This window comes from Tenacibaculum sp. Mcav3-52 (genome assembly GCF_022347665.1).
GTDB classification, from domain to species: domain Bacteria; phylum Bacteroidota; class Bacteroidia; order Flavobacteriales; family Flavobacteriaceae; genus Polaribacter; species Polaribacter mesophilus.
This window is the reverse complement of sequence record NZ_JAKRGE010000001.1, coordinates 118358-143313: the sequence shown is the minus strand read 5'-3', so window position 1 is coordinate 143313 and position 24956 is coordinate 118358. Positions and strand designations below refer to the sequence as shown.

Sequence of the window (24956 nt, the reverse complement as noted above, 5' to 3'; positions counted from 1 at the left end):
AGGGTACTCAGCATACTCATTATAGAAGTAGTGAAAAATTTTTTTATAAAAAATTTTACTCCTACATTTAAAGCTTATAACCCCGAAATCTAAAAAATGTAAATGATTAAGTTCACAGAAAGAAGTATTAATACTAAATACAATCAAAATGCCTAAAGTTTTAGATTGGTTGAAGTATTATAGAGCTTCATTAATTGATGGAAGTAGAGGAGAAAAGAGTAATGTTTTTCCTGAAGTATTAATAAGAAATTATAGTCATATATCTTCCTTGACTAAAGAAGAGGTAGTCAAAATTTGGGATAATGAAAAGATATTTAAGTTTAACTTTTCATCTCAGAGATTACCTGTTAAAATTGATAATGAAAAAGCATATGATGATTTTCTACTTGGTATAGAAAATAGTGATAAGGAGGAAGAAGAGTTGGTTTTAACTGAGGTCAATAAAATAGAAATAGCACCTTTGTATATTACTTCAGTTGTAGAGCATGGAGGGAAAATAGCTGACACAAAACTTCATTATCCTTTTTGGATACCAGCTTATGTAGATAAATATGGAAATCTATATCCTCCCAAAGAAGGTGAATTACCATTGTTTGTAAGGAATTATCTGGCTCCTAACCCAAGTAACTTACCTACTGTAGCAAGTATGGAAGTTTTAGATGAAAAAATGTCTAATAGAGACTTCAAGAAAAATAATTGGAAACAGTATTGGAATGACTGTGAACATTTTTTTACAGAAGTTACAGGGAAAGCTTTTGCCTATTATCAAGACGATGAGTATCATCAATTTACTCTTAGTAGGTTAGAAGAAAGTAATGCAACAAGAAATATTTTAGCATTGTATAATGAATTAATATTTAGTAAGAATGCTAAAAAACAAGATTATTCATTACTTGATAAGATACTGGATGAGAGTGTTGAATTTCAAAACCATAGATTAGATAAAGTTAGTGTTTTCCTAAACTCTAATCATTTTGGGCAAATGAATGGAGCATTTCCTTTATCATTGTCTCAAAGAGAAGCTTTTGCTCAATTTAATTCAGAATATAATAAACAAGCTTTCGCTATAAATGGTCCTCCTGGTACTGGAAAGACAACGATTCTTCAGAGTTTTATAGCAAATATAATAGCCCAATCTGTATTAGAGAGGAAACCAACACCATTGATTATAGGATGTTCTACTAATAATCAAGCTATTACTAATATTTTAGATAGTATGAACTTGGAAGAGACAGATGAATTATTACCAAGTAGATGGCTACCTAATGTTAAATCTTTTGGATTGTATTTAGCCTCATCTTCTAAAAAAAATGAAGCATCAAAAAAATATCAGATTACATCTACTAGTTTTTTAAATGATGGGTTTATTAGAGATTTAGATGATACTTCTAAAATAGAGGATTATGAGGATTTCTTTTTAGATAAACTAAAAAGCTTTTTTAAAGATGATATAATCTTAGAGGGTTTAGATGTTAAAGGTTTTCTATTTGAAAAAATAGAAAAATTAAAATCGACTATTCAAAATACTTTAAGAGTAGCTTTAAAAAAGTATGAAACTACTGAGATTCTTAGGGTAAAAGGATTTAGTTCTTATGCTAATCTTGTTCTAGCAATAGAGATAAATGAAAAAAAGATTAAAGAAAATACATTAAGGCAAAATCTTTTAAAACAAACACAAAAAAGCTTGATAGAAAGGAATAAGATAATTCCATTTTATGTGAAGCTCTTACCTTTTAAAAGCTTTAAAAGAATTAGAGAAAATGCATATAAATTGGTTGTTGAACCTTTTTTTGAAGAATACCCTAGTGATTATAAATTTTATAAATACTCTTTAGTTTATTCAAAATTAGAAAAGTTGTTGTTTGAAACTATTAACCAACAGAAAAAATTAAAAGAAAACTTAGGTAATTTAAAAGTATTAAGGAAAGAGATAGATTTTAGAACTAATGAGTATAATAATTTAGTTTTTGATTGGAATAAAATCTATTCGAAAAAGTGGATAAGACTTATTAAGAACACAGGTGAGGAATATGATAACTTAGATGTGTTAGAAGATACAGCTGTAAAATTAGATATTTCTTATAGAAATGAATTGTTTTGGTTATGTGTCCATTATAGAGAATGGGAATATATACAGGAGTTAAAAACAAAAAATATAGAGAGTAGGGAAAGAGGAGAAAGTGCCTATGTAAATAAACTAAGAAGATTAGCTAAGATAACACCACTGTTTATTTCAACTTTTCATACTCTTCCTAAATTTAGCACATATTACAAACCTCCTGTAGGGACTAAGTTTTATAAAGAGCTGTTTGACTTGATGATTGTCGATGAGTCAGGTCAGGTTTCACCTGAAGTAGCAATTCCATCTATAACTTTTGCGAAAAAAATATTAGCAGTAGGTGATGTGTATCAAATAGAGCCAGTTTGGAATGTAACTAAAGGTGTAGATTATGTAAACGCAGATAAATATAATATAATAAATAATGAAAAAGATTTTGAGACTATAAGTGATTTAGGTTTTACGGCTTCTAATGGAAACTTAATGAAGTTAGTTAAAAAGTCTACTCCTTTTTCTTTTAGTCATAAGAATGGAGAAATAGAAAAAGGAGCTTATTTATTGGAGCATAGAAGATGTTTGGATGCTATCATAGAGTATTCAAAAGACAATGTTTACAAAGGGTCATTAAAACTAATGGTAGGTAAAGAGCATAATAAAGAGCATGATTTACCACCTCTTGGATATATTCATATAGATGGGAGTTCAGAAAAGCATAATGGAAGTAGTAGAAAAAATGTAAAAGAAGCAAATGTTATAGCTCAATGGTTAATAAATCAAAAGGAAAAATTAGAAATAGCTTATGAAAAACCTTTAGATGAAATAGTTGCTATTGTTACTCCTTTTTCAGCTCAGAAAATAATTATAAAACAAGTTTTAAGGAGATACTTTGATAAAAGTATTTCAAACAAATTAATTGTCGGTACTGTTCATGCTTTACAAGGAGCTGAAAGACCTATTATATTATTCTCTACAGTACATGATGTAAAAGATAAAATGTTGTTTTTTAACTATCAGGGTAAATTCAATATGTTAAATGTGGCTCTAACTAGAGCTAAACATTCTTTTATAGTTGTGGGCAACATGTCAATATTGAATCCTACAGAAGGCTCTCCATCAGGAAGGTTAGGAGCCAAGCTGTTTGCTAAAGAATCTTATGCGCTAAATGATACTTTCATTTATGAATCAGAAATACTTTATAAACCTAATACTGTAAATAGAGTTGATACTTTAGAACAGCATAGAGAGGTTTTACAAAAGTGTTTTAAAATAGCACAAAAGGAAGTAATAATATTTTCTCCATTCATATCTATAAAAGCTATTGAAGAAGATAATGTTATATCCTTGATAAAGGAAGCAATTAGTAGAGGTGTTAAGGTTACTATACTTACTGACAAATATCTTGATAGAGTTAGAAACAAACTGAAAGAAAATAGTGAATTAGGAAGATTAGCTTTAAAAGCTACAAAATCAAATTTGATTGAAGTTAATGGAATTCATAATAAAACTATTTGCATAGATGATAAAGTAATAGTTGAAGGGTCTTTTAATTGGCTTTCAGCTGTGAGAGATAAGAATAGTAGCTATTATAGAAAAGAGACCTCTGTAATTCTACAAGGAGGAAAAGTAAATGAAGATATAAAAAAGATAAAAGAAAGTTTTAAAATATAAGTTATGAAAGAAAGAGGTTCTGAATGGAATAAATGGGATTTACATATTCATTCACCATACTCACTTGGTACTTCTAATAAGTATAATGGGATAACAATAAAAGAGTTTTGTGAGAAAATAAAAGAAAAAGAAATTAAAGTTATTGGTTTAACAAATTACTTTATTGTTTTAGAAAAAGAGTATAAAGAAATTAAAGAAAACTTGGGTAATGAATGCCTAGTTATTCCGAATTTTGAATTTCGTGTAAGAGACAAAAATAAAAAAGGACAATACATTAATCTTCATATCCTTTTTAATCCTAAAATTCCAATTTCTGATATACATAAAGCTTTAGCTAGAGTAGCTTTATGTAATGAAGAGTCTAGGTATTGTAATTTAGATGACATTAAGGCTGTTGGTTTAGAGTCTACTTATGTAGAGTTTGGAAGTCTATTAACAGAAATAAATAAAGATTTTAATGAAATAGATGATTTTGTAATAGCAACTCCTTATTATGGTTATGGTGGTTTTAGGCAGGATAATAAACCTCGAAGTATTAAAATGGAAATGAAGTATGATAAAAAAACTCATTTAATTTTAGGGAATAATTCAGCCAAGGATGTTTTTTCAAAAGATAGAATTTATGAATTGAAAGATGATGAAGATAATGTAATTAATTATATAGAAACTAAAGTTAAACCAACTATAAAATGTAGTGATGCTCATGAGTTAGAAAAGATAGGTGATTATACATGGGTTAAAGCTAAGCTAACATTTGAAGGTTTAAAGCAGATAATTTATGAACCAGAAATAAGGTGTAGAATATCAGGAGAAAATCCAGATAAAAAATTAGCTCATAAATGTATTGAAAGTGTCCAGTTTATTGACTCTGAGGGTGAGTTTACAGATAAAGTTATTCATTTTAGTAATGATTTAAATACAATTATTGGAGGTAAATCATCTGGGAAATCATTGTTGCTACATTATTTAGCTAATACAATTAATTATAAATATGCTTTAAAACAACAATTTACTAATTCTAATCTATTAAAAGAATACATTTTAAATTGTTATGATAAATATGGATTCTCAAAAAAAGAAGATTTTGAATTTAAGATTAAATGGAATGATGGTGTAGTTTATAAATTTTCAGAAAGACAGACCGTTAAAGATAGGAATATAGTTTATATCCCTCAGTCATATATTTTGAGTTTAACTGAAAACATTGAAAAAAAGTCAAGAAAAATCTTAGGGAAGTTCATAAGAGATATTTTATTACAGGAACCAGAAAGTAATTCTTCATATGGGGAATTTATTGATAATGTTAAAGAATTAGATGGTTTAAGAGATAATTTAATAGACGAATATTTTAGAATTGAAAGTGAGATAATAAAATTACATAAGAAAAAAAGAGAAATTGGAGATAAAACAGGGATAGAGAATTTTATTAAAACACAGATTAAATTAATAGAGGAGTTAAAGAAGAAATCAAATATAGATGAAGAAGATTTAAAATTATATGGCAATCTTAAAGCCAGGATAGAAAAAGCGAATAATATTAAATCATATTTGACAGAAGAACTTAATCTAATTTCAAATAATGTTAATGATTTTATTTACAACTTAAATAATACTATTGATAGTAATAAGTATAAAAGAAAAAACTTCAATTTAAAATCTTCCAAAGCTTTAATAGATAAGATGAACTCTATATTAAATGTAGCTAAAACAGAGTTGTCAGGTTTATATAATGAGATACCAAAAGAAAAGAATAAGGTTGAGAAAAAACTTAAGGATGTTGTTACTCAGAACGAAGATTTAATTAAACCAATAAGGTTAAAAATAAAGGATAGAGGAAAAATAGAAGCAATAGAAAATTCATTGAAATTAGAAAAAGAGAAATTATCTATAATTGAAAAAATAGATATTAGAATTAAAAATGAATTAAGAGAAAAACAAATACAAACAAAAGAGAAACTGTTTTCTTATTATAAAGATGCATATAATGAGTATGTGAAAATTATTGAATCACTAAACAAAAGAGGGGAAGATTTTAGCGATATAGAACTTATTGGAGCGGTGAAATTTAATTATTCAAGGTTTAGAAATAATTTTTATTTATCTTTTTTTAATTTATCCTCAACAGCTAATAAAGATTTGAAAACATTAAGTATTTGCAAAGAAACTGTAGAGGGATTACCAGATGTTGTATTTGAAAAACATATTGAAGAAATTAAAAATACTTTCAATAAAATTGTAAACGATGAATTTGTCCTAAAGAAATATAAAGATAAAAAAGATTGTGTTAAAGCATTATTGAAGGATGACTTTTTTGACTATTGGGAATTAAAGGTAGGTAATGATGAAATGGCTAATATGTCACCAGGAAAAGCCAATTTAGTAATACTTAAATTATTAATTGAATTAAGTGAAGCAAATAGCCCAATTCTTATTGACCAACCTGAAGATAACTTAGATAATAGGTCTATATACAATGATTTAGTGAAATTTATAAGAAGAAGGAAAGTAGATAGACAGATGTTAATTGTGAGTCATAACCCTAATGTTGTTGTTGCTACAGATTCAGAAAATATAATAATAGCAAATCAGAAAGACCAAGATAAAGATAGAGAGAATTTAGAATATAAGTTTGAGTATATAAATGGAGCTATTGAGGATACATTCAGATTAGAAAAAGAGGAGTCTGAAAAAGTTGGGGTTCTAGAATCTATGGGAATTAGAGAACATATTACTGATTTGCTTGAAGGGGGAGAGGAAGCCTTTAAAAAGAGAGAAGAAAAATATGGCTTTTGAAAGAAGTATAAAATCAGCTATAATTGAGGAGACAGGTGAGGTTATTCAATCAGATGAATATTTAAAAAACAAACAACAAGGTGATGAAATAAGAACTGAATACAATAGAGGTAATATCACTTTTCTTTGTTTAGATTGTAGGCAAAAATTAAGTCTTTCAAAAAGTAATAAACGCACTTTTTATTTAAAACATTTTCCTAATTCAAAATACTGTGAATTAAAAGAAGAGTTGTTGTCAAGTAAAGAACAAGAAATTTACACCCAAATATTAATTGCTAAAGAATCTCCTAGACACATTTATCTTAAAAACAAAATTGGAGAACTTTTAAAGAAAACTGAAAATATTTCAAATGTTAAGATTGATGATTATTGGGTTTTTAATGAAAATGGAGAAAAAAGGAGACCTGATGTTTATTGTGAATATTTAGATAAAGAAGTTGTATTTGAAATACAGTTGTCAAGCCTGTCTCAAAAGTATATTTTAGGAAGGTATGATTTTTATAAAGAACAAGGTATTTACTTAATATGGGTTCTAGATAATTTTGATGTAGAAGGAAAAACAACTATGGAGTTAGATATAAAGTATTTATCTAAACATCAAAATTACTTTAGGTTTAAAGAAGCTAATATTTTTCAATTGAACTGTAAGTTTAAACAAACTCATCTAAATACCGAAAATCAGTTTTATGATGAATGGAAAGAGGTTGATATTACATTAGATAAATTGAAGTTTGATAAAGAAAGTACAGAAGTATATTTTTATAATTTTTTAAAAAATAAAGAAGAAAAACTAGCTGTTCAAAAGAAGAATAAAGAAACTATAGATAAACGTATTCAGGAGAAGAAAAAACAAAGAGAGGAGGATAAAATTGGATATAAGATATATGATTTTTTTCAACGTATTGCGTCTGAAAAAGAAAAGTATAATTCAGATTTTAGTAGTTTGAATGATGAATTAAGTTCTTTTAATGAAAAAGAATTGAAACAGTTAAATTCTAGCTTAGCAATAGATGAAAAAGGTAGATTGTTTTCTTGGCTAAATGAAGGAGGGGATTCTGATTATGAGTTTTTTGATTTTTTATTGTCTTCGACACAGATTAATAAAAATATTAACAAAAAAGATGAAGAAGGAAACTCTATTTGTTGGTATTTATTTAATAATGCTTCCATTTATTCCAAAGAGAAATTTTTACAGCTATTCTTTAAAAATGATTTTAAGTTTGCAAAAGAAGATGAAGTATTGTTAAAGAAACATTATAACTCAATTGATGAGCAACAAAGAATAATTTTAGTATGTCAATCAGCTAGTTATTTACCTAGTTGGTTAATGAATACTTTATTTGAGTATAAATCACAAAGAGTTATTTGTATTATAGAAAGTTGCCTGGGAAATGAAATAATTGGTTTCAAATTTAAAGAATGGGTAGCTTTAATGAACTATGCAATACATCATTATTCTTCTTATTGGGGTTATATTCAATTAGCCTTAAAAACTACTAATTTGTTTGAGAAAGTAATTTTATTAGATAAAAAGAAAACTTTTCAAAAAAAGTTAGAGAATCATAAAAATGAAAGAAAAGAGTATAATAAAGATTTTGCTTATCTATTTAATCACTTATATCCTGAATTAATTTATAAAGAATGAAGTCTAAATACAAGCACTTTTACAATAAAGCTCCTATTGAATTTATACAAAAATTTGAAAAAGGATATTCTGGGGATTTAAAATCTCGTTCAAGTTATTTAAATAATTTAAAAAATGTTGACCTAAAATTAGAAAATGATGAAGTAGTTTTAGATTTTAAAACTATAAATAAGAAAGCAAAGAAATCTATTGTTTGGAATGATAGAGTGTTTAGAGATGTAACATTTAAAATTCCTAAATATGATTTTTTTGTAGAAAAATTATATTGTTGGAGTTGGGACTATTCTGGTTTTACTAATTTAATTTATACCAAAGGGTTTAAAAATGATAAAAGAAAATATTTTAAGTTTATAATTCCTTTGAAAAAGAGAATAGATTTTCACTATCAGTTAGAAAGACTGAATTTTAAAAGTGAGTATGTAAGTTGGTCAAGAAATGCAAGTTCAATTAATCTAGAAGACGAAGATATATACATACTTCAAGAAAAAGTAAAATTAAAAGGTGAGGATTATTATTATTTAATAATTGAATCTAATAAGAAACAACTGTTTTCAGAGTTTAACAAAAAAGTGTTTTCTGTTAGAGTTGCTCTTGGTTACATTACAGGAGATTTTAGAGGCAACAAAGCTTATGTGTTTTCATATAGGAATAAAAAAAGAAATAAAATTGTTGGGGTATTATATCAAACATTAAGAAAAGATATGAAGAGTTTTTACCAACCTGTAAACTCAAACCCTTATGCTTGGCTACATTCAGTGCAAAACAGAAAAAAAGCAAAGAGCATATATAATAAACATGAGTTAAGAACATTAACGCAAACTGAGTTCTCTTCATTATTCAAAGTATGTTTTAATAATGATAGGTTTTTAGGTATTTTATTATTGATGATTGAAACAGGAAAGAATAGTTTGTTAATAAGTCCCATAACATATTTTGTAGCTTTAGAGCAATTTAGTGGCATCGTTATTAAAGATAAACCTATACCGCCAATAAAAGATAAGAAGGATTTTAAATATTTAAAAACCGGGTTACAGAATGTTGTCATCAAATACGAAAACACAAGAATTAAAAAGGATGATGATTTATCTCCGATAAAAAATAGGATTGATAACCTTAATCAAGGAACAAATAATGATAAGTTAAAGTCATGTTTTAATAAGTTAAATATTAATTTATTGAGTTCTGATAGGGAAGTGATTAAAGCTAGAAACATATTTTTACATGGAGATATACCTAATTATAGAAAAAAGAAAAACAGGTCTATAAATGATAAGGATTTAGATATGTACTATACTTCAATAAGAATATATACTCTTTTGAATATGTTAATTCTCAAGTATGTCGGGTATGATAATTATGTTATAAACTTTCCTAAGATTTATGAGAAAAATACTGGTTATGTAGTAAATGAAGATTACTACAGAAAAGTTTAGCCTTCCTTTTAGATAATAAAGAATAGGAGTTTTTCATGATAAAAGAAGCTTAAGAATACTCAAGTTAAAACTCTTGAAATAATAGAGGTGTTCACAGCGATTATTGCTTTTATTCTAGCGAGTATTCCTTCTTTTTCATTTGCTAAAGAGTTTTGTCTACTGGGATTATTGGGACTAGTTTGTTTTTAATAATTTCTCTTGTTTTTTTATTTGCTCGAGGATTTCAGAAAATCCAAACTTGGATATTAATTTTGGTGTCTACATTTTTATTCATACTTGCTATATTGACTTAAAAATCCCATCCACAAAGTAGAAGAAATAAAAAAGGAATAGATATGTCAAAATTGTTTTAAAAGATTAATTATTTTGTTGCTTACTGAAGCATCTAATCCGATTTCAGGATTAGTTTTATAAAAACACTGTTTTTGTTCTGCTAAAAAATCATCTTCATCATCTAAAATAATATATTGGATAGGTGTTTTAATTCTTTTTTTATTGGTGGTAATCCAATCTTTAATTTCTAAACCTCTTAGGTTTTTACTATCAGTTTCATAAAGTGATAAATCTTGTGTTTTTCCATAAACTTTACCAGTAATTCCTATTAATTTAAATAGGTCTTGTAGTTGAACTAAACTACGAGTTATTCTCCATGAAGAAGATACTACAATTTTTGCTCCAGTTTCTAATGTAATGTTATTGAGTAGTTGAACACATTTAGGGTCAAAATATCTTTTAATTGAAGTACCACAAGCTTTACACTCTTCAGATTTGAAGAATGTAGAATTGTTTAAGACTCCATCTATATCAAGAAATATAATTTTCATTTTTGGTGGTTTTAAAATAAGAATGAATTATAATTCACTTTTCTCTGAATGTATTACACTTGTAAATTTAAAAGGTTAGTTGCCTTTGGCAACTAACCTTACTTTTTAACTAGCTATTTTGTATTCAATATTAGGTTCTTCTAATAATTTTTTCATTTCGTTATCTACAGTTTCATTTGTATGCCTCTTAAGATAAGCATTGGTTATTTCGCTGTTGCTATGTCCCATGGCATCACTAATTACATCAGTAGATACACCTGCAAACTTTAAGTTGGTAGCAAAACTATGTCTGATGGTGTAGCTTGAAACATTTTTATTTACACCTTGAATATAGGCAATCTCTTTTAAGTCTCTATTAAACTTCCTTAATGTTTTATGTTTTCGATTATCTATTTGCTTAGGTGTTAGGTTTTCTTTTAATAAGATAGGGAAAACATATTTAGTTGCTCTATTTTGCTTTTTATAATATTCTAATACTTGTTTAACTGGTTCTAGAATTTGAATTGAAAAATTCTTTTTGGTTTTTGACCTTGTATAATTAATTCTTTCATCATCAATATCATTCCAAGTAAGCTTTAACATATCAATAAAATTCATTCCACCAGTGTAATAACTAAATATCATATAGTTTTTTGTGTCAATTAAATGAGGGTTTATATTTGTATCAATAGTTTCTAATAATCTCATTTCTTTTCTAGTGAGAGCCTTTTTTATATTTCGTCCTTTAAGCTTAGATATCTTATATTTTTTAAATGGATAATACTTTTCTTGAACAATTCCTTTTCTAATTGCGTCATTAAATAAAGCTCTAATTTCTCTCATTTTAAAAGCTATACCGCCATCAGTATTGTTGTTACTTCTTAGATAAGTTTCATATTTGTCTAGTAAGGCAGGAGTGATATCTCTAAATAAAATTGATTTATCTTTTCTAAACTTAAAAAACGAATTATAAACGTCTTTATAAGCATTTGCATTACCTGTTCTACCTGCAATATTTAAGTCTTCTATTTTTTCTAACCAAAACTCTGAAGCTGAAATAGATTTTGATGACTTACCTCTAAATCTTTCTTCAAATTGATTAAGAGTAAAGTCTATCTCTTCTAGAGAGAACTCGTCTATAATTCTTAAAGCTCTTTCATTTAGTTTTAATAATACTCTATTTCTCTGAGAAGCATTAGGGTATGTTCTTTTAAATTCATTCTTTTTAGTGTCCCAATCTTTATTTTTACAAGTAAGTCCAAGAGAAATTATTTTTGACTTTCTGTTTTTTGTAATTCTCAAAACTACTGGGCTTTCTCCATGTTTGTTTGGTTTATTTCTTAAAGTTATATTGATAGTTGCCATGATGCTTTAAATTTTAGAGAGTGACAAAATCCCCATATAGAGATTAAGGATTTTGTCATTTTATATTTAATTATTGATTAGGTATTCAAACTTTGTTTTAAGTTTATTCCTTAAATCTGATTTTATTGTTAGTAGATTGTTTTCGTCTAAAACCTGTTTAAGCCTCTTCTTTAACTCTGATTTTTTATTTCTGAATTTTCTGTCTGATAGTGTTTCCCAAAAATTATAACTTGTATACTGCTCTATTTCGTTTTTAACTTCTTCAGGAATGTTGGGGTTATCTCTATAGTTATCAATGATAGTTAGTTCTTCAAACCTATGCATTAGATTTTCAAATAACATTTGCAGGTTTTCTTTTGAGGTTAAATCTAAAATGTTGTGTATACCATAAGGGTTAAAACTTTTACTTCTTTTATGTTTAATTTCAAATCGTATTACATTTTTAGGTAAATTATATTGTTTAGCCTTGTCATATATTTTAAAGTCATAATTTGAATGGTCAAATTGTTTTAATTCACCTCTTCCTTCAAACTTTTTATTATGGTTATGAATTTTCTTTTTGTGCATCATAATGTTGTTTCTGATGATGAACTTTGCTGGGAAATCAATTTCAATGTTTAAACCAAACTCTAACTTTGACAGGGTAGCTTTCTCAATATTGATAAGCCTAGACTCTATAAAATTTATATTCTCGATAATTTCAGAATATTTAAAATCATCATGGTTTCTGTTTACTCTATGTTTTCTGTAATTGTTGAGTTTATGAATAGAGTTCATTATGCAAACTTTTTTTTCGGTGATTGTTATATCCATACTTTCTAATTTGGTTTTATATGGATATTCTATTACACCTGAGTGTTTTTCGAGGACAACTCTTAGTTCAGGGAAGTTTTTACTATTACAGATAAAGTCTTCAATAGCACTTTTGTCATTGTAATTCATTCTTACAAAATCTACCATGACTTAAAGCGTTTTACTTCTACCTAAGTAGTGTTCAACATCGCTTTCTATATCACTTGTAGATTCTACTCTAGAGTTAAAAACCCACTGGTCTAATTCTTCTTTTTTGAAGAATATTTTTTTACCACCAGGTTTGTAAAAAGGGATTTCCCTTTTGCTGGTCATCTTGAACAAGCAAGATTTTGACAATTGTAAATAAACTGTAGCGTCTTCTACAGTAAGAATTTCTTTTTGTTGAATGTTTAGGGCTAATACTAATTTTTTAAGCTCCTTTATTTCATTTTGGATAAATTCCATAACGTTTAGTGTTATGGATGTGCACATCCTGATTAATAATGAAACAAATAAACTGTCATTAAAGCCCTACATAGGTATACTATACCTTTACTGTATAGGTAAAGCTATATTTTTAGTGAAGAAATAATGTCGTCAATCCTGTCTTTAGAGGTTGGGTTTTTGGAGATATAAGCTTTTGATTGTTTGATGTTTTTTATATAATTTCCTTTGTTGTCTCTAAATACATAAGCTACAAACTTATTGAGGTCGTTAATGATACTTTTATTAAGATATTCAGCATCAATGAGAGCATTTATTAAGTAGAATAGTGATGGTTTGCTATATGATTTATTTTTACCAAGTACTAGCCAATGTATTCCACTTTCAATTTCTTGCCCAGTAAAAGCGTTTTTAAATTCTTCTTTGGAACAATTAATCATACTAGGATTTTCAGTGAGTAATAAAAATAATTTATTAATTAGTTCTATTTGTTGCTCCTTATTTTCTGATACTATATTAAAGGAAGGTATAAATTGATAATTGTTTGTGTGTGTAGTGTACTTATTAATTATGGTGGTTAGCTTGTTGATGTGAGTTTGAAGTAAAGGAAACTCATTAAAAGCTTTTTTTTCGGATAACGTATTAAGTTTAATGTTTAAAAAATTCTGATATGCTTTTACTTCTTTTTTGTCTGAAAACCTTTTTTCAAATCCTTGTTCTATAAATTGAATTGTTATTGATGTTTCTTCATCAAGCTTGGATTTTAAAATAGACTTAAAGTCTTTTATGTATGTATCAGGAAGCTTATCTACCATACCGCTATTAATAAAAGTAATAATGTGATTTTGCTTATCAAACTCTACAGATATTAAACCGTCTTGGACTAAAAAGTCATCTTTTAAATCGTAGAAGTTTTTTAAATCATCATAAACTCCTTTTTCTAAGTATTCGTCAAAAAATATAAATGGATTTGCAAGTGTACTTTTCATAGCTGATAAAAATATAAAAAAGGTGAAATGTTTGACCTATGTTTGACCCAAAATAAAAAAGCACCTACAAATAATATGTAAGTGCTTGAAAATAAAGGTGGTCCCACATGGGCTCGAACCATGGACCCCCTGATTATGAGTCAGGTGCTCTAACCAACTGAGCTATAGGACCTGTTAAATTTGGATTGCAAAAATAAAACTTTTTTTAAATAAACACCTATTTTTTTACACTTTTCTGCTCATTAAATTTTTTCCAAAAGTACGTAACCCTTCTTTATGTTGATCAGAAATGTTAAGGTGATTTAAGCTTTCGAAAGACTTATCTGTGTAGTACTCAATAAGTTTGTGTGTTTCTTCTGGGATGTTGTTTTTCCTAAAAATAGATGAAACAATAGCTACTTTTTCAGTGTTATTTTTTTGCTTTCTATTGTAAAGATCTAGTAAATTTTCTTTGTCAGAACTATTTGCAACTTCTAAAGCTTTTAAATAAAGATATGTTTTCTTATTTTCGATAATATCTCCTCCTACTTGTTTTCCAAAAGAATCTGGATCACCAAAGGTGTCTAAATAATCGTCTTGTAGTTGAAAAGCGATTCCTAAATTTAAACCGTAATTGTATAAATGTTGAGCTTGTTCTTCGTCAGCTTTAGCAACAATAGCGCCCATTTTTAAAGCAGCAGCAACTAAAACAGATGTTTTTAATGTAATCATTTCAATGTACTCATTAATGGTTACATCATTTCTAGTTTCAAAGTCAACGTCTAATTGCTGACCGTCACAAACCTCTAAAGCAGTTTTGCTAAATAATTGTGCAAGCTTTTGAAAAACTTCAGGCTCATAATTTTCAAAATATTGGTATGCTAAAATAAGCATAGCATCACCAGATAAAATACCTGTATTTATATTCCATTTTTCGTGTACAGTTTCCTTTCCCCTTCTTAAAGGAGCATCATCCATTATGTCATCATGTACTAAAGTGAAGTTATGAAAAACTTCAACAGCAAATGCAGCAGGTAGAGCTTTTTGATAGTTATTAGAAAAAATATCAGCAGCAATTAAAGTTAAGACTGGGCGAATTCTTTTTCCTCCTAATCTCAAGATGTAATCTATTGGTTGATAAAGATTTTTAGGTTCTTTTGTAAACTTCTGAGATTCTAAAAAAGTTATAAAGTCTGATTGATATGATAATATGTCCAAATCTGAAAATTTTTGTAAAAATAAGGTAAAGATAAATTTTAACTATAACCTACATGTTAAAAAAGTTTAAAACCTTGGAAACTTTTTTTGTTTCTGAAGTTTCCTGTTGTACATTTGCATCCGATTATGAGAAATAAAATAATTAATAAAGCAGGAGAAATGTTTTTAACCTTAGGGTTTAAAAGCACAACGATGGATGATATAGCGAAAGAACTTGGCATGTCTAAAAAAACATTATACAAGTACTTTTCAAATAAAACAGCTTTGGTAGATGCTAGCACAGAATCGGTTCATAATACAATAAGTGAAACGATTGAGATGGTCAAAAGCCAAAATTACAATGCTGTAGAAGAGGAGTTTGCTGTGAAGGCAATTTTTAAAGAAATGTTTAAAAATGCAAAAACTTCCCCTATGTACCAACTAAAAAAATACTATCCAGAAACCTATACAAAACTAATAGAACGAGAAGTTTGTATGTTTAGAGATTGTAACGTAGATAATTTAAAAAAGGGAGTTGAACAAGGTTTGTACCGAACAAACATAAAAGGAGACCTTTTAGTAAATTTTTACTTTACATTAGTTTTTGGTGTGTTTGAAAGTGAATTGTACAGCAACGATATGCAAGAGGTTATGGAAATTGAATATGAAATTTTAGAATATCATATTAGAGCGATAGCGACTCCAAAAGGAGTAAAAGAATTAGAGAAACAATTAAAAAACATAAACAAAAACTAAAAATAATGAGGAAATACATATATAGTGTATTTGTGTTCTTTTTTACAGGGTATATAATTGCTCAAGAAAAAGAAATGAGTTTATCAATGCAAGAGGCAATTGATTATGCTATAAAGAACAGTTACGATAATAAAGTATCTTTAAACGATATTGAAGCAGCTAAGAAGAAAAAATGGGAAACTACTACTATTGGTTTACCACAAATAAACGGGAAAGTAGAATATCAAAATTGGCTAAAACAACAGGTGTCTTTATTACCAGTAGCAGCTTTTGATAATACTCAAAGCACAATAGATGTGGTAGAGGAATATTTTGATGGAGTAATTAGAAACGGAAAACAAGTTGTAACTCCAACAGGATTCGTTCCTTTAAGGTTTGGAACAAAACAAACAATGAATGCTTCAGTAACGTTAACACAGCTGTTATTTGACGGGTCATATTTAGTAGGGCTGCAATCAGCAAAAACATACTTGAAAATTTCAGAACAAGCAAAGGTAAAAACAGAGTTAGCAACACGCGAAGCTGTTATTAATGCTTATGGAAATGTATTAGTTACAGAAAAGTCAATTGAAATCTTAGAAAATAACAAAAAGATATTAGAGAAAAACTTGAATGAAACCCAAAAAACCTATGACAATGGGTTAACAGAATTAGAAAACGTAGAGCAATTACAAATTACTTTAGGTAATGTTGAGAGTAACTTAAGAAACGCTGAACGATTAAAAGAAATAGCATACCAAATGCTGAATGTTTCTTTAGGAAACTCGATTGAAACAAAATTAACACTAACTTCTTCCTTAGATAATCTGGTTATTGATAATACCGATTTAAGTTTATTAGCTACTCAATTTAATATTGATAATCATATAGATTTTAAAATTGCTCAAAATGATAGAGAAAGTAAGCGTTTGCTAATGAAGTTGGAGCAGAGTAAAGCTTTACCAAGCTTATCAGCGTTTATAAACTATGGAGCTAATGCCAATTCAGACGATTTTAATTTCTTAGAGAGTAATCAAAAGTGGTTTGACTATTCGTTATTTGGAGTAACCTTGAATGTGCCTATTTTTAGTAGTTTGGGAAGAAGTTCAAGAACAGCGCAAGCAAAAATAGCATTGGAAAATGCAGACATTCGATTAGAAGAAGCAAAGCAAAAGTTAAACTTACAAGTACAAAGAGCTAAAAGCGAGTATCAATTAGGAATTGAAAATTACGAAACAGCGAAGAAAAACTTAGCATTAGCTGAACGAATAGAAAAAAAGCAACAAGTAAAGTTTTTTGAAGGGATTTCTTCAAGCTTCGATTTACTACAAGCACAAAATCAGTTATACACACAACAGAACAATTATGTACAATCAATGTTGAACGTAATTGCTAAGAAAGCACAATTAGAAAACGCATTAAACATACCACTAAAATAAAATCAACTATAATGAGAAAAATATATTCACTATTCGCAATTACATTGCTTTTAGCCTCATGTGGAGGTAAAAAAGAGCAATCTGTACAAGACGTAATAGCATCTAACGATTTAGCTAAAATTAGAGAGAAAAAAGCGTCGTTAGATACACAAATGCAAACACTATCTGATGAAATTAAGGTTTTAAATGATAAAATTTCAGAGTTAGACACGAATAAAAAAGTTCCATTAATTACAGTTCTTTCAGCAAAAGAAGAGGTTTTTGATCATTATTTAGAATTGCAAGGAGCTGTACAAACAAAACAAAATGTGTTAATTTATCCAGAAATGCCTGGACTTCTAGTACGCATTTATGTGAAAGAAGGACAGTATGTTAAAAAAGGACAAGCTTTAGCAAAAATTGACGATGGAGGTTTGGCTAATCAATTAGCGCAAGTTGAAGCACAAGCAGCATTAGCGGAAACAACATATAAACGCCAAAAGCGTTTGTGGGATCAAAAAATAGGATCTGAAATTCAGTTTTTACAGGCAAAAACTAATTATGAAGCACAAACCAATGCGGTTAGTCAATTAAGAAGACAATTAGCAAAATCGGTAATTACTGCACCTTTTTCAGGAGTAATTGATGATGTAATTAAAGAGCAAGGAACTGTAGTTGCTCCAGGAATGGGGTCAGAAGTCTTTAGAATTGTAAACTTAAAAAACATGTACATCGAAACAGATGTACCTGAAAGTTATATTACTTCTATTAAAAAAGGAAAAAATGTAGAGGTAGAGTTCCCAGTATTAGGAGAAAAGTTAACATCTAAAATTCGTCAAGCAGGTAACTTTATTAATCCAGCAAATAGAACATTCAAGGTAGAAGTAGGTGTACCTAATCATGAGGGTAAAATTAAACCTAACTTAACAGCAAAGTTAAAAATCAACGATTACTCTAATGAGAAAGCAATTTTAATTCCTCAAAGTATTATTTCAGAAAATGCTAATGGAGAACAGTATGTGTATGTGGTAGAAGATATCAAAGATGAGGTAGGAACAGCTAAGCAAACAATTATAACTACAGGGAAAACGCAAGGAGATATTATTGAAGTTTTAAGCGGAATTGAAAGCGGAACAAAAATTATTGAAGAGGGAGCTCGTAGTGTAAAAAACGGACAAGAGGTTAAGGTATTAACTCTTTCAGAAGAAGCAAAATAAGACACCAAAAATTATTCGTCTAATGACTGATAAAAAACAAAAAAAGCAAGTAGATAAAGAGTTTGGTTTATCTTCTTGGGCAATAAATAATAAAACAACTATCTATGTAATGATGGTTATGATACTTATAACAGGTATTTCTGCCTTTTTAAGTATGCCAAGAGAAAATTTCCCAGAAATTAGAGAAACCAAAATTTATATAAGTTCTCTCTATCCAGGAAATACAGCAGAAGACATTGAGAAGTTGATAACTGATCCGTTAGAAGATAGACTTAAAACGGTAAGTAATGTAGTAGAAATTACATCTACATCGCAAGAAGATTACTCAATGGTAATTGTTGAGTTTGATGAAAACATATCAGTAGATCAAGCTAAACAAAAGGTAAAAGATGAAATAGATCAAGAAACTTCAGGTGAAGATTGGCCTACATTTAATGGAGCTAAAGTAGAGCCAAATGTTTTTGAGCTAAGTATCTCTGAAGAAATGCCAATTTTAAACATTAATATCTCGGGAGATTATCCAGTAGATAAATTAAAAGAATTTGGTGAGTATTTAGAAGATGAAATTGAAGATTTACAAGAGATAAAAAAAGTAGATATCCGTGGTGCAGAAGAAAAAGAAGTTGAGGTAGCTGTTGATATTTACAAAATGATGGCAGCACAAGTAAGTTTCCAAGATGTTATCAATTCGATAAATGGAGGTAACTTAACAATGTCGGCCGGTAATTTAATTGCTAGTGGACAGCGACGTACTGTTAGAATTTTAGGAGAGATTGAAGATCCACAAGAATTACAAGACTTTGTCGTAAAATCAGAAAAAGGAAACTCAATTTACCTTAAAGACATAGCAAAGGTTTCTTTTAAAGATAAAGATAAAACTACCTATGCACGAGAGTTTGGAGAAGCAGTAGTGATGCTGGATGTTAAAAAACGTTCAGGAAAAAACATGGTGGAGGCTGCTGAGAAAATTCAAAGAATAGTAGAAGATACCAAAGCCAATGTATTTCCGAGTAATTTAAAAGTAACCATCGCTAACGATCAATCTTCAAAAACTATTGGTCAGGTAGATGATTTGGTAAATAACATCATCTTTGGGGTTATCCTAGTAGTTTTAGTATTAATGTTCTTTTTAGGGTTCAAAAATGCCCTATTTGTTGGATTTGCAATACCAATGTCAATGTTTATGTCATTAATGATTTTGAGTTGGCTAGGATATACCATGAATACCATGATTCTTTTCGGATTAATTATGGGACTTGGAATGTTAGTAGATAACGGAATTGTTGTTGTTGAAAACGTATACCGTTTAATGGATGAAGGGATGCCTAGAATTGAAGCTGCCAAAAAGGGAATTGGAGAAATTGCATTTCCAATTATTATCTCAACCTTAACTACAGTGGCAGCCTTTGTTCCATTAGGAATGTGGCCAGGAACCATGGGGCAGTTTATGATTTATTTCCCTGTAACATTATCTGTAGTATTAGGTTCGTCATTATTTGTGGCAATATTTTTTAACTCAGTGTTAGTATCACAATTTATGAGTGTTGAAGATAAAAATATGCCATTAAGACGTATTATAATCTTGTCGTCAGTAATGGCGGTGATAGGGTTATTGATAGTACTTTTAGGAGGAACGTATAGGGCGTTAGGAACGGTAATGATATTTACAGCTATTATGTTGTGGGTGTATCGATTAGCTCTACGTCCTTGGGCAAATCGTTTTCAAAATACGGTGTTACCGCGTTGGGAACGTTTTTATGAAAAAATGTTAAGAGGAGCTCTAAGAGGTTGGAGACCTTACATTATTTCGTTAGGTACGTTAGTTTTATTATTTATTGCTTTTGGAGGTTTTGGAGCCTCAATAGGAAGTCAACGTACTAAAGTTGAGTTTTTCCCTGATAATACACCAAATCAGATTATCGTGTATATCGAGTACCCTCAAGGAACTGACATTGAAAAGACAAATCTGATTATGAAAGATTTGGAAGAGCGTGTATATAAAGTATTAAACTCACCAGAATATGTTGATAATGGTTATAATTTCTTAGTAGAAAGTGCTGTTTCTCAGGTAGGAGCGGGATCGGGAAATCCACAAACTGATGGAGGTTCAACCGCAGAAATGCCTCATAGAGGAAAAATTACGGCTTCTATGCGTGAATATAAATTCCGTAGAGGAGCAGATAGTAAAGAATTACAAAGAAAAGTAACCGAAGCACTAAGAGGAATTTACCCTGGATTAGAAATTTCTGTAGAAAAAGAAGCAGTAGGTCCACCAGCAGGATATCCAATTAATATCGAATTGGAAGGAGAAGATTACGCAGAATTAATCAACACTGCTGAAAAAATGCGAGACTTTATCAACTCAAAAAGTATTGCAGGTATTGATGAGTTAAAGATTGATGTAAACAAATCTAAACCATCAATGTTAGTAAACGTCGATCGTAAAAAGGCAGGAGAATTAGGGGTAAGTTCATCGCAAGTAGGAAACCAATTGCGTAATGCTATTTTTGGTTCTAAAGCGGGAATTTATAAAGAAGATGGTGATGATTTTGATATCTACGTTCGTTTTAATAAAGAAAACAGGTATAATAAAAGTGCAATTTTTAACCAAAAAATTACTTTTAGAGACATGTCTTCAGGGATGATTAAAGAAATTCCTGTATCTGCAGTAGCAGAACAAACAAATACTTCTGGGTTTAGCGCTATTAAACATAAAGATGTAAAAAGAGTAGTAACGGTATATTCAGCTTTAGCTCCAGGATATACAGATGCAGCTGCAATTGTATCAAAAATTCAAAATGAAATGAAGACGTTTACTGAACAACCAGATTCAGTAAAAGTAGATTATACTGGGCAAATTGAAGAACAAAACAAGCAAATGGCGTTCTTAATGAAAGCATTTTTTGGAGGGTTAGGATTAATTTTCTTGATTTTAATTTTCCAGTTTAACTCAGTTTCTAAGCCAGCAATCATCATGCTAGCAATCTTCTTAAGTTTAATAGGTGTATTTGGAGGATTAATTATAACAGCTAAGCCGTTTGTAATTATGATGACCATGATGGGAATTATATCTTTAGCGGGTATTGTTGTAAACAACGGGGTAGTACTGCTCGACTATACTCAATTACTAATAGATAGAAAAAAAGTAGAGCATGGTTTATCTTCTGATGAATTTGTAGATGTAGATACTTTAGGGGAAGCTGTTATTAGGGGAGGTAAAGCACGTTTACGCCCAGTATTATTAACAGCAATAACAACTATTTTAGGACTAATTCCATTAGCAACAGGGTTGAATATTAATTTCTTTACTTTAGCTAGTGAATTAAATCCGCATATATATGTTGGAGGAGATAATGTGATTTTCTGGGGTCCATTAGCGTGGACAGTTATTTATGGATTATTCATAGCAACCTTCTTAACATTAATTGTTGTACCGATATTATTCTACTTAATCACTAAGTTTAAAATGTGGTTACGTAGCGTTTTATAATTGATTTTTTGTTAACTGTAAAAAGGGTTAAAAGTGAGTTGCTTTTAACCCTTTTTTATATTTTCGTGCTATGAATAAATCCGTTTTTACAGTTGAAGAAATAAAAAGAAAGATTGAGCAGTATTGTGTGTATCAAGACCGATGTCATAAAGAAGTAGAACAGAAATTAAAAGAGTACAAGTTAATTCCAGAAGCAAGAGAACATATTTTATTACACTTGCTAGAGCATAATTTTTTAAATGAAGAACGCTTTGCAAAAAGCTTTGCAAGAGGGAAATTTAGAATAAAAAAATGGGGGAAAGATCGAATAGTTAGAGAATTGAAGTTTAGAGATATTTCTACTTATAATATTAAATCAGCTCTGAAAGAAATCGACGAAGAGGAATATATCAAAACCTTGTATAATTTGGTCGAAAAAAAGAATGTATCAGTCTCTGAAACAAATCACTTCAAAAGAAAAAAGAAAATTGTTGACTACCTTTTATACAGAGGGTTTGAAAGTAGTTTAATATACGAAGCCTTAAAAACTATTGATTCTTAAATAGACTATCAAGATTTATTTCACTATCAAACTTTTTCTTAGTGTAAACTGTATTAATCTTATCGTTAACACTGCTAAAAAGCATCATAATTTTTTCAACCTGACTGTTAACCTGATTGGCAGAAATCGATGGAATAAAGGTCATATCTGCTAAACGTAAAGTTTCATTTTCAAAAACATTAATACGAGCTTTAAAGGCAGGTGTTTTTAGAGTTTCTATATTTAAACTGTCCTTTAGTTGTTTTGTAAGTGTTTTTAACTCTAAAGCATTGTTTAAAGCTTCAGTGGGAGTTGTGTTTTTCAACTCTTGCAAAAAATCTTCAACAATAAAATATTCTTTCCAAGGCTTAATTTCGTCAACGTACTTTTCATTTATTTTAGAGTAATCAGTATGCTCAACCGAAATGTTCATTTCAGTTTTGGTAGGTAACTCTTCTTTTTGCTCATTCTTTTTTTTACAAGAAGTAACTGAAATTAATAATGAAGTAATAACAAATAAAAAACGACTCATTTTAATAAAATAATTAAGCGATAAAAGTACATATTTTACTTGGTATTCTTTACAGAATTAAATTAGAAGTTTGAAATCAGTAAATTAGCTATCCCTTTTGTAGATAGTTAAAAAAGAGCAAATGCTTTTTGCGAAATCTTAAATTTAATAACTTTGCAAACATCTATTTTTGAATAATTTAAAATGAGTGAAACGATATTAATTTTAGGAGCTTGCGGGCAAATAGGAACAGAATTAACCCAAAAATTACGTGCTATTTATGGAGCAGATAATGTAATAGCTTCCGATATTAGAGAAGGAAATGCAGAAATGATGAGCTTAGGGCCTTTTGAAATCATCGATGCTACTAATCAAGAGCAAATTTTAAATGTTGTTCAAAAATATAAAGTAACCCAAGTGTATTTAATGGCTGCAATGTTATCAGCAACTGCTGAAAAGTACCCATTAAAAGGTTGGGATTTAAACATGACTTCCTTATTAGCGGTGTTAGAGTTAGCAAGAGAAAAACATATTCAAAAAATATACTGGCCTAGTTCAATGGCTGCTTTTGGACCAACATCACCAAAAATGAATACGCCACAGCAAACCATTATGGAACCTTCTACGGTTTATGGAATAAGTAAAGTAGCAGGAGAACACTGGTGTAATTATTACCACGATAAATATGGGGTAGATGTACGAAGCATTCGTTACCCAGGAATTATAAGCTGGAAAACGTTACCAGGTGGAGGAACGACTGATTATGCTGTTGATATTTACTTTGATGCATTGAAAAAAGGAACTTTTGAGTGCTTTTTGTCAGAAAATACACGTTTACCAATGATGTACATGGACGATGCTATCAATGCAACTATCCAGTTAATGCAAGCAGATGAAGAAAATATTAAAACAAGAACTTCATACAACTTAGCAGCAATTAGTTTTACACCAGCTGAAATAGCTGCAGAAATTAAAAAATACATTCCAGAGTTTACCATCACCTATAATCCAGACTTTAGACAAGCCATTGCTGATAGTTGGCCTCAAGTAATTGATGATTCAGCAGCAAGAAAAGATTGGGGATGGAGACATCAGTTTGACTTAGCTTCTATGACTAAAGATATTATTACCAATTTACAAGCTAAGACTGAAGAATCAGCAAAAGTGTAAGGTTGTATTTATGTTTTCGTCTATGTTATTCAAGTTTTATAATGAATTGTAACTTAGGTTACCTAAGATTTATTATAGATAAAATACTTTTGTAATAACAATACATTTACGATGAAAAAAATTATTCAAAATAGCTTAGAAAAGGCATTCTCTTATAGTGAATATAGAGATTTAGTAAGTGACTTAATAGCACAAGGAAAATCTACAGGACCTAATCAATCAGATGATTTATTAAACTATAGTAAGTTAAATGATAAACGTATGAAGCGTTTAGACAAAACGGTAAAATTAACCGAAGAAACACTTGCTAAAATTAAAGATGTAAAAGAACCGCAAACTTGGTTAGTGTTAACTGAAGGATGGTGTGGTGATGCAGCACAAAACCTACCGGTAATAAATAAAATAGCAGAAGAAAATCCAAACATCAATTTAAAACTAGTTTTACGAGATGAAAACTTAGAATTGATGGACGAATTTTTAACAAATGGAGGAAGATCAATTCCTAAATTAATTGCTTTAAATAAAGAGAACGAAGTAATCAATACTTGGGGACCAAGACCTACCGAAGCAACAAAAATGGTTGTTGATTATAAAGAAAAACATGGTAGTTTAGATGCTGATTTTAAAACAGATTTACAAGTTTGGTACAATAAAAATAAAGGAGAAAATACACAAGAAGATCTTATATCAATGCTTCAGTAATAAAGTGTATAATCAAGCTAGAAATT

The 24956-nt window shown here is 29.1% G+C and carries 17 protein-coding genes, 1 tRNA gene and 3 pseudogenes; 11 read left to right on the top strand and 10 right to left on the bottom strand.

The window, feature by feature from the left end; genetic code table 11:
- Window positions 1–148 precede the first annotated feature (148 nt).
- From MHM83_RS00670 to MHM83_RS00655, 4 genes are read left to right on the top strand one after another with little or no spacing between them, the layout of a single operon-like run.
- The gene (locus tag MHM83_RS00670; RefSeq protein WP_239178124.1) at window positions 149–3727 is read left to right on the top strand and encodes an AAA domain-containing protein; all 3579 of its coding nucleotides are present in this window, start codon (window positions 149–151) and stop codon (window positions 3725–3727) included.
- Between the two features lie 3 nt (window positions 3728–3730).
- A complete protein-coding gene (locus MHM83_RS00665) occupies window positions 3731–6520 on the top strand; it encodes a TrlF family AAA-like ATPase (protein ID WP_239178123.1) in 2790 nt (929 codons plus the stop codon).
- Window positions 6510–8165 carry a DUF6035 family protein gene (locus MHM83_RS00660; protein ID WP_239178122.1) on the top strand — a complete coding sequence of 552 codons (1656 nt, stop codon included), beginning with the start codon at window positions 6510–6512 and terminating at the stop codon, window positions 8163–8165. The genes MHM83_RS00665 and MHM83_RS00660 overlap by 11 nt, the downstream gene beginning before the upstream one ends.
- The gene (locus MHM83_RS00655; RefSeq protein ID WP_239178121.1) at window positions 8162–9598 is read left to right on the top strand and encodes a hypothetical protein; all 1437 of its coding nucleotides are present in this window, start codon (window positions 8162–8164) and stop codon (window positions 9596–9598) included. The genes MHM83_RS00660 and MHM83_RS00655 overlap by 4 nt, the downstream gene beginning before the upstream one ends.
- A 338-nt stretch (window positions 9599–9936) precedes the next feature.
- On the opposite strand, the gene MHM83_RS00650 is transcribed toward MHM83_RS00655, so the two are convergent.
- The 9 genes and pseudogenes from MHM83_RS00650 to MHM83_RS00620 form a co-directional block, all read right to left on the bottom strand.
- Window positions 9937–10422 (bottom strand): HAD domain-containing protein, encoded by a 486-nt coding sequence (locus MHM83_RS00650; protein ID WP_239178120.1) that lies wholly within the window; start codon window positions 10420–10422, stop codon window positions 9937–9939.
- Window positions 10423–10527: 105 nt separating this feature from the next.
- Window positions 10528–11109, bottom strand: a pseudogene (locus MHM83_RS16210) (tyrosine-type recombinase/integrase); the annotation flags it as partial.
- A gap of 60 nt (window positions 11110–11169) precedes the next feature.
- Window positions 11170–11436 (bottom strand): annotated as a pseudogene (locus tag MHM83_RS16205) (phage integrase SAM-like domain-containing protein); the annotation flags it as partial.
- Window positions 11437–11505: 69 nt separating this feature from the next.
- Window positions 11506–11766 (bottom strand): annotated as a pseudogene (locus MHM83_RS16200) (Arm DNA-binding domain-containing protein); the annotation flags it as partial.
- A 66-nt stretch (window positions 11767–11832) separates the two neighbouring features.
- Window positions 11833–12726 carry a hypothetical protein gene (locus MHM83_RS00640; RefSeq protein WP_239178118.1) on the bottom strand — a complete coding sequence of 298 codons (894 nt, stop codon included), beginning with the start codon at window positions 12724–12726 and terminating at the stop codon, window positions 11833–11835.
- 3 nt (window positions 12727–12729) lie between these two features.
- The gene (locus MHM83_RS00635; RefSeq protein WP_239178117.1) at window positions 12730–13023 is read right to left on the bottom strand and encodes a helix-turn-helix transcriptional regulator; all 294 of its coding nucleotides are present in this window, start codon (window positions 13021–13023) and stop codon (window positions 12730–12732) included.
- Window positions 13024–13127: 104 nt separating this feature from the next.
- Window positions 13128–13991 (bottom strand): hypothetical protein, encoded by an 864-nt coding sequence (locus MHM83_RS00630; RefSeq protein ID WP_239178116.1) that lies wholly within the window; start codon window positions 13989–13991, stop codon window positions 13128–13130.
- Between the two features lie 98 nt (window positions 13992–14089).
- A tRNA-Ile gene (locus MHM83_RS00625) sits at window positions 14090–14163 on the bottom strand.
- Window positions 14164–14216: 53 nt separating this feature from the next.
- Complete coding sequence (locus MHM83_RS00620; RefSeq protein WP_082118667.1) at window positions 14217–15188, bottom strand: polyprenyl synthetase family protein; 972 nt, start codon at window positions 15186–15188, stop codon at window positions 14217–14219.
- Window positions 15189–15314: 126 nt separating this feature from the next.
- Between MHM83_RS00620 and MHM83_RS00615 the strand changes: the two genes are divergently transcribed.
- The 5 genes from MHM83_RS00615 to MHM83_RS00595 all read left to right on the top strand — a co-directional run bounded on the left by MHM83_RS00615 (window position 15315) and on the right by MHM83_RS00595 (window position 22568).
- Window positions 15315–15923, top strand: a complete 609-nt coding sequence (locus tag MHM83_RS00615) for a TetR/AcrR family transcriptional regulator (protein ID WP_047789959.1) — start codon at window positions 15315–15317, stop codon at window positions 15921–15923.
- Between the two features lie 5 nt (window positions 15924–15928).
- Window positions 15929–17341 carry a TolC family protein gene (locus MHM83_RS00610; protein WP_159493496.1) on the top strand — a complete coding sequence of 471 codons (1413 nt, stop codon included), beginning with the start codon at window positions 15929–15931 and terminating at the stop codon, window positions 17339–17341.
- 11 nt (window positions 17342–17352) lie between these two features.
- Window positions 17353–18537, top strand: a complete 1185-nt coding sequence (locus tag MHM83_RS00605; protein WP_047789961.1) for an efflux RND transporter periplasmic adaptor subunit — start codon at window positions 17353–17355, stop codon at window positions 18535–18537.
- A 22-nt stretch (window positions 18538–18559) separates the two neighbouring features.
- Entirely contained in the window at window positions 18560–22027 is a 3468-nt protein-coding gene (locus MHM83_RS00600; RefSeq protein ID WP_239178115.1) for an efflux RND transporter permease subunit, read from the top strand.
- 70 nt (window positions 22028–22097) lie between these two features.
- Window positions 22098–22568, top strand: coding sequence for a regulatory protein RecX (locus MHM83_RS00595; RefSeq protein WP_047789963.1), 471 nt, complete (start codon window positions 22098–22100; stop codon window positions 22566–22568).
- On the opposite strand, the gene MHM83_RS00590 is transcribed toward MHM83_RS00595, so the two are convergent.
- The gene (locus MHM83_RS00590) at window positions 22555–23079 is read right to left on the bottom strand and encodes a hypothetical protein (protein WP_239178114.1); all 525 of its coding nucleotides are present in this window, start codon (window positions 23077–23079) and stop codon (window positions 22555–22557) included. The two genes, MHM83_RS00595 and MHM83_RS00590, sit on opposite strands and share 14 nt — an antisense overlap.
- Window positions 23080–23262: 183 nt before the next feature.
- Between MHM83_RS00590 and MHM83_RS00585 the strand changes: the two genes are divergently transcribed.
- Window positions 23263–24228 carry an NAD-dependent epimerase/dehydratase family protein gene (locus tag MHM83_RS00585; RefSeq protein ID WP_167712971.1) on the top strand — a complete coding sequence of 322 codons (966 nt, stop codon included), beginning with the start codon at window positions 23263–23265 and terminating at the stop codon, window positions 24226–24228.
- Window positions 24229–24339: 111 nt separating this feature from the next.
- Window positions 24340–24930, top strand: a complete 591-nt coding sequence (locus MHM83_RS00580; RefSeq protein ID WP_047789965.1) for a thioredoxin family protein — start codon at window positions 24340–24342, stop codon at window positions 24928–24930.
- Window positions 24931–24956: the final 26 nt, after the last annotated feature.

What these genes read in the sequence shown, in the direction of transcription:
- MHM83_RS00610 (WP_159493496.1), top strand. Translation starts at nt 15,929, where the DNA reads ATGAGGAAATACATATATAGTGTATTTGTGTTCTTTTTTACAGGGTAT.
- MHM83_RS00590 (WP_239178114.1), bottom strand. Translation starts at nt 23,079, where the DNA reads ATGAGTCGTTTTTTATTTGTTATTACTTCATTATTAATTTCAGTTACT.
- MHM83_RS00665 (WP_239178123.1), top strand. Translation starts at nt 3,731, where the DNA reads ATGAAAGAAAGAGGTTCTGAATGGAATAAATGGGATTTACATATTCAT.
- MHM83_RS00640 (WP_239178118.1), bottom strand. Translation starts at nt 12,726, where the DNA reads ATGGTAGATTTTGTAAGAATGAATTACAATGACAAAAGTGCTATTGAA.
- MHM83_RS00595 (WP_047789963.1), top strand. Translation starts at nt 22,098, where the DNA reads ATGAATAAATCCGTTTTTACAGTTGAAGAAATAAAAAGAAAGATTGAG.
- MHM83_RS00635 (WP_239178117.1), bottom strand. Translation starts at nt 13,023, where the DNA reads ATGGAATTTATCCAAAATGAAATAAAGGAGCTTAAAAAATTAGTATTA.
- MHM83_RS00605 (WP_047789961.1), top strand. Translation starts at nt 17,353, where the DNA reads ATGAGAAAAATATATTCACTATTCGCAATTACATTGCTTTTAGCCTCA.
- MHM83_RS00580 (WP_047789965.1), top strand. Translation starts at nt 24,340, where the DNA reads ATGAAAAAAATTATTCAAAATAGCTTAGAAAAGGCATTCTCTTATAGT.
- MHM83_RS00630 (WP_239178116.1), bottom strand. Translation starts at nt 13,991, where the DNA reads ATGAAAAGTACACTTGCAAATCCATTTATATTTTTTGACGAATACTTA.
- MHM83_RS00585 (WP_167712971.1), top strand. Translation starts at nt 23,263, where the DNA reads ATGAGTGAAACGATATTAATTTTAGGAGCTTGCGGGCAAATAGGAACA.
- MHM83_RS00600 (WP_239178115.1), top strand. Translation starts at nt 18,560, where the DNA reads ATGACTGATAAAAAACAAAAAAAGCAAGTAGATAAAGAGTTTGGTTTA.
- MHM83_RS00650 (WP_239178120.1), bottom strand. Translation starts at nt 10,422, where the DNA reads ATGAAAATTATATTTCTTGATATAGATGGAGTCTTAAACAATTCTACA.
- MHM83_RS00615 (WP_047789959.1), top strand. Translation starts at nt 15,315, where the DNA reads ATGAGAAATAAAATAATTAATAAAGCAGGAGAAATGTTTTTAACCTTA.
- MHM83_RS00660 (WP_239178122.1), top strand. Translation starts at nt 6,510, where the DNA reads ATGGCTTTTGAAAGAAGTATAAAATCAGCTATAATTGAGGAGACAGGT.
- MHM83_RS00655 (WP_239178121.1), top strand. Translation starts at nt 8,162, where the DNA reads ATGAAGTCTAAATACAAGCACTTTTACAATAAAGCTCCTATTGAATTT.
- MHM83_RS00670 (WP_239178124.1), top strand. Translation starts at nt 149, where the DNA reads ATGCCTAAAGTTTTAGATTGGTTGAAGTATTATAGAGCTTCATTAATT.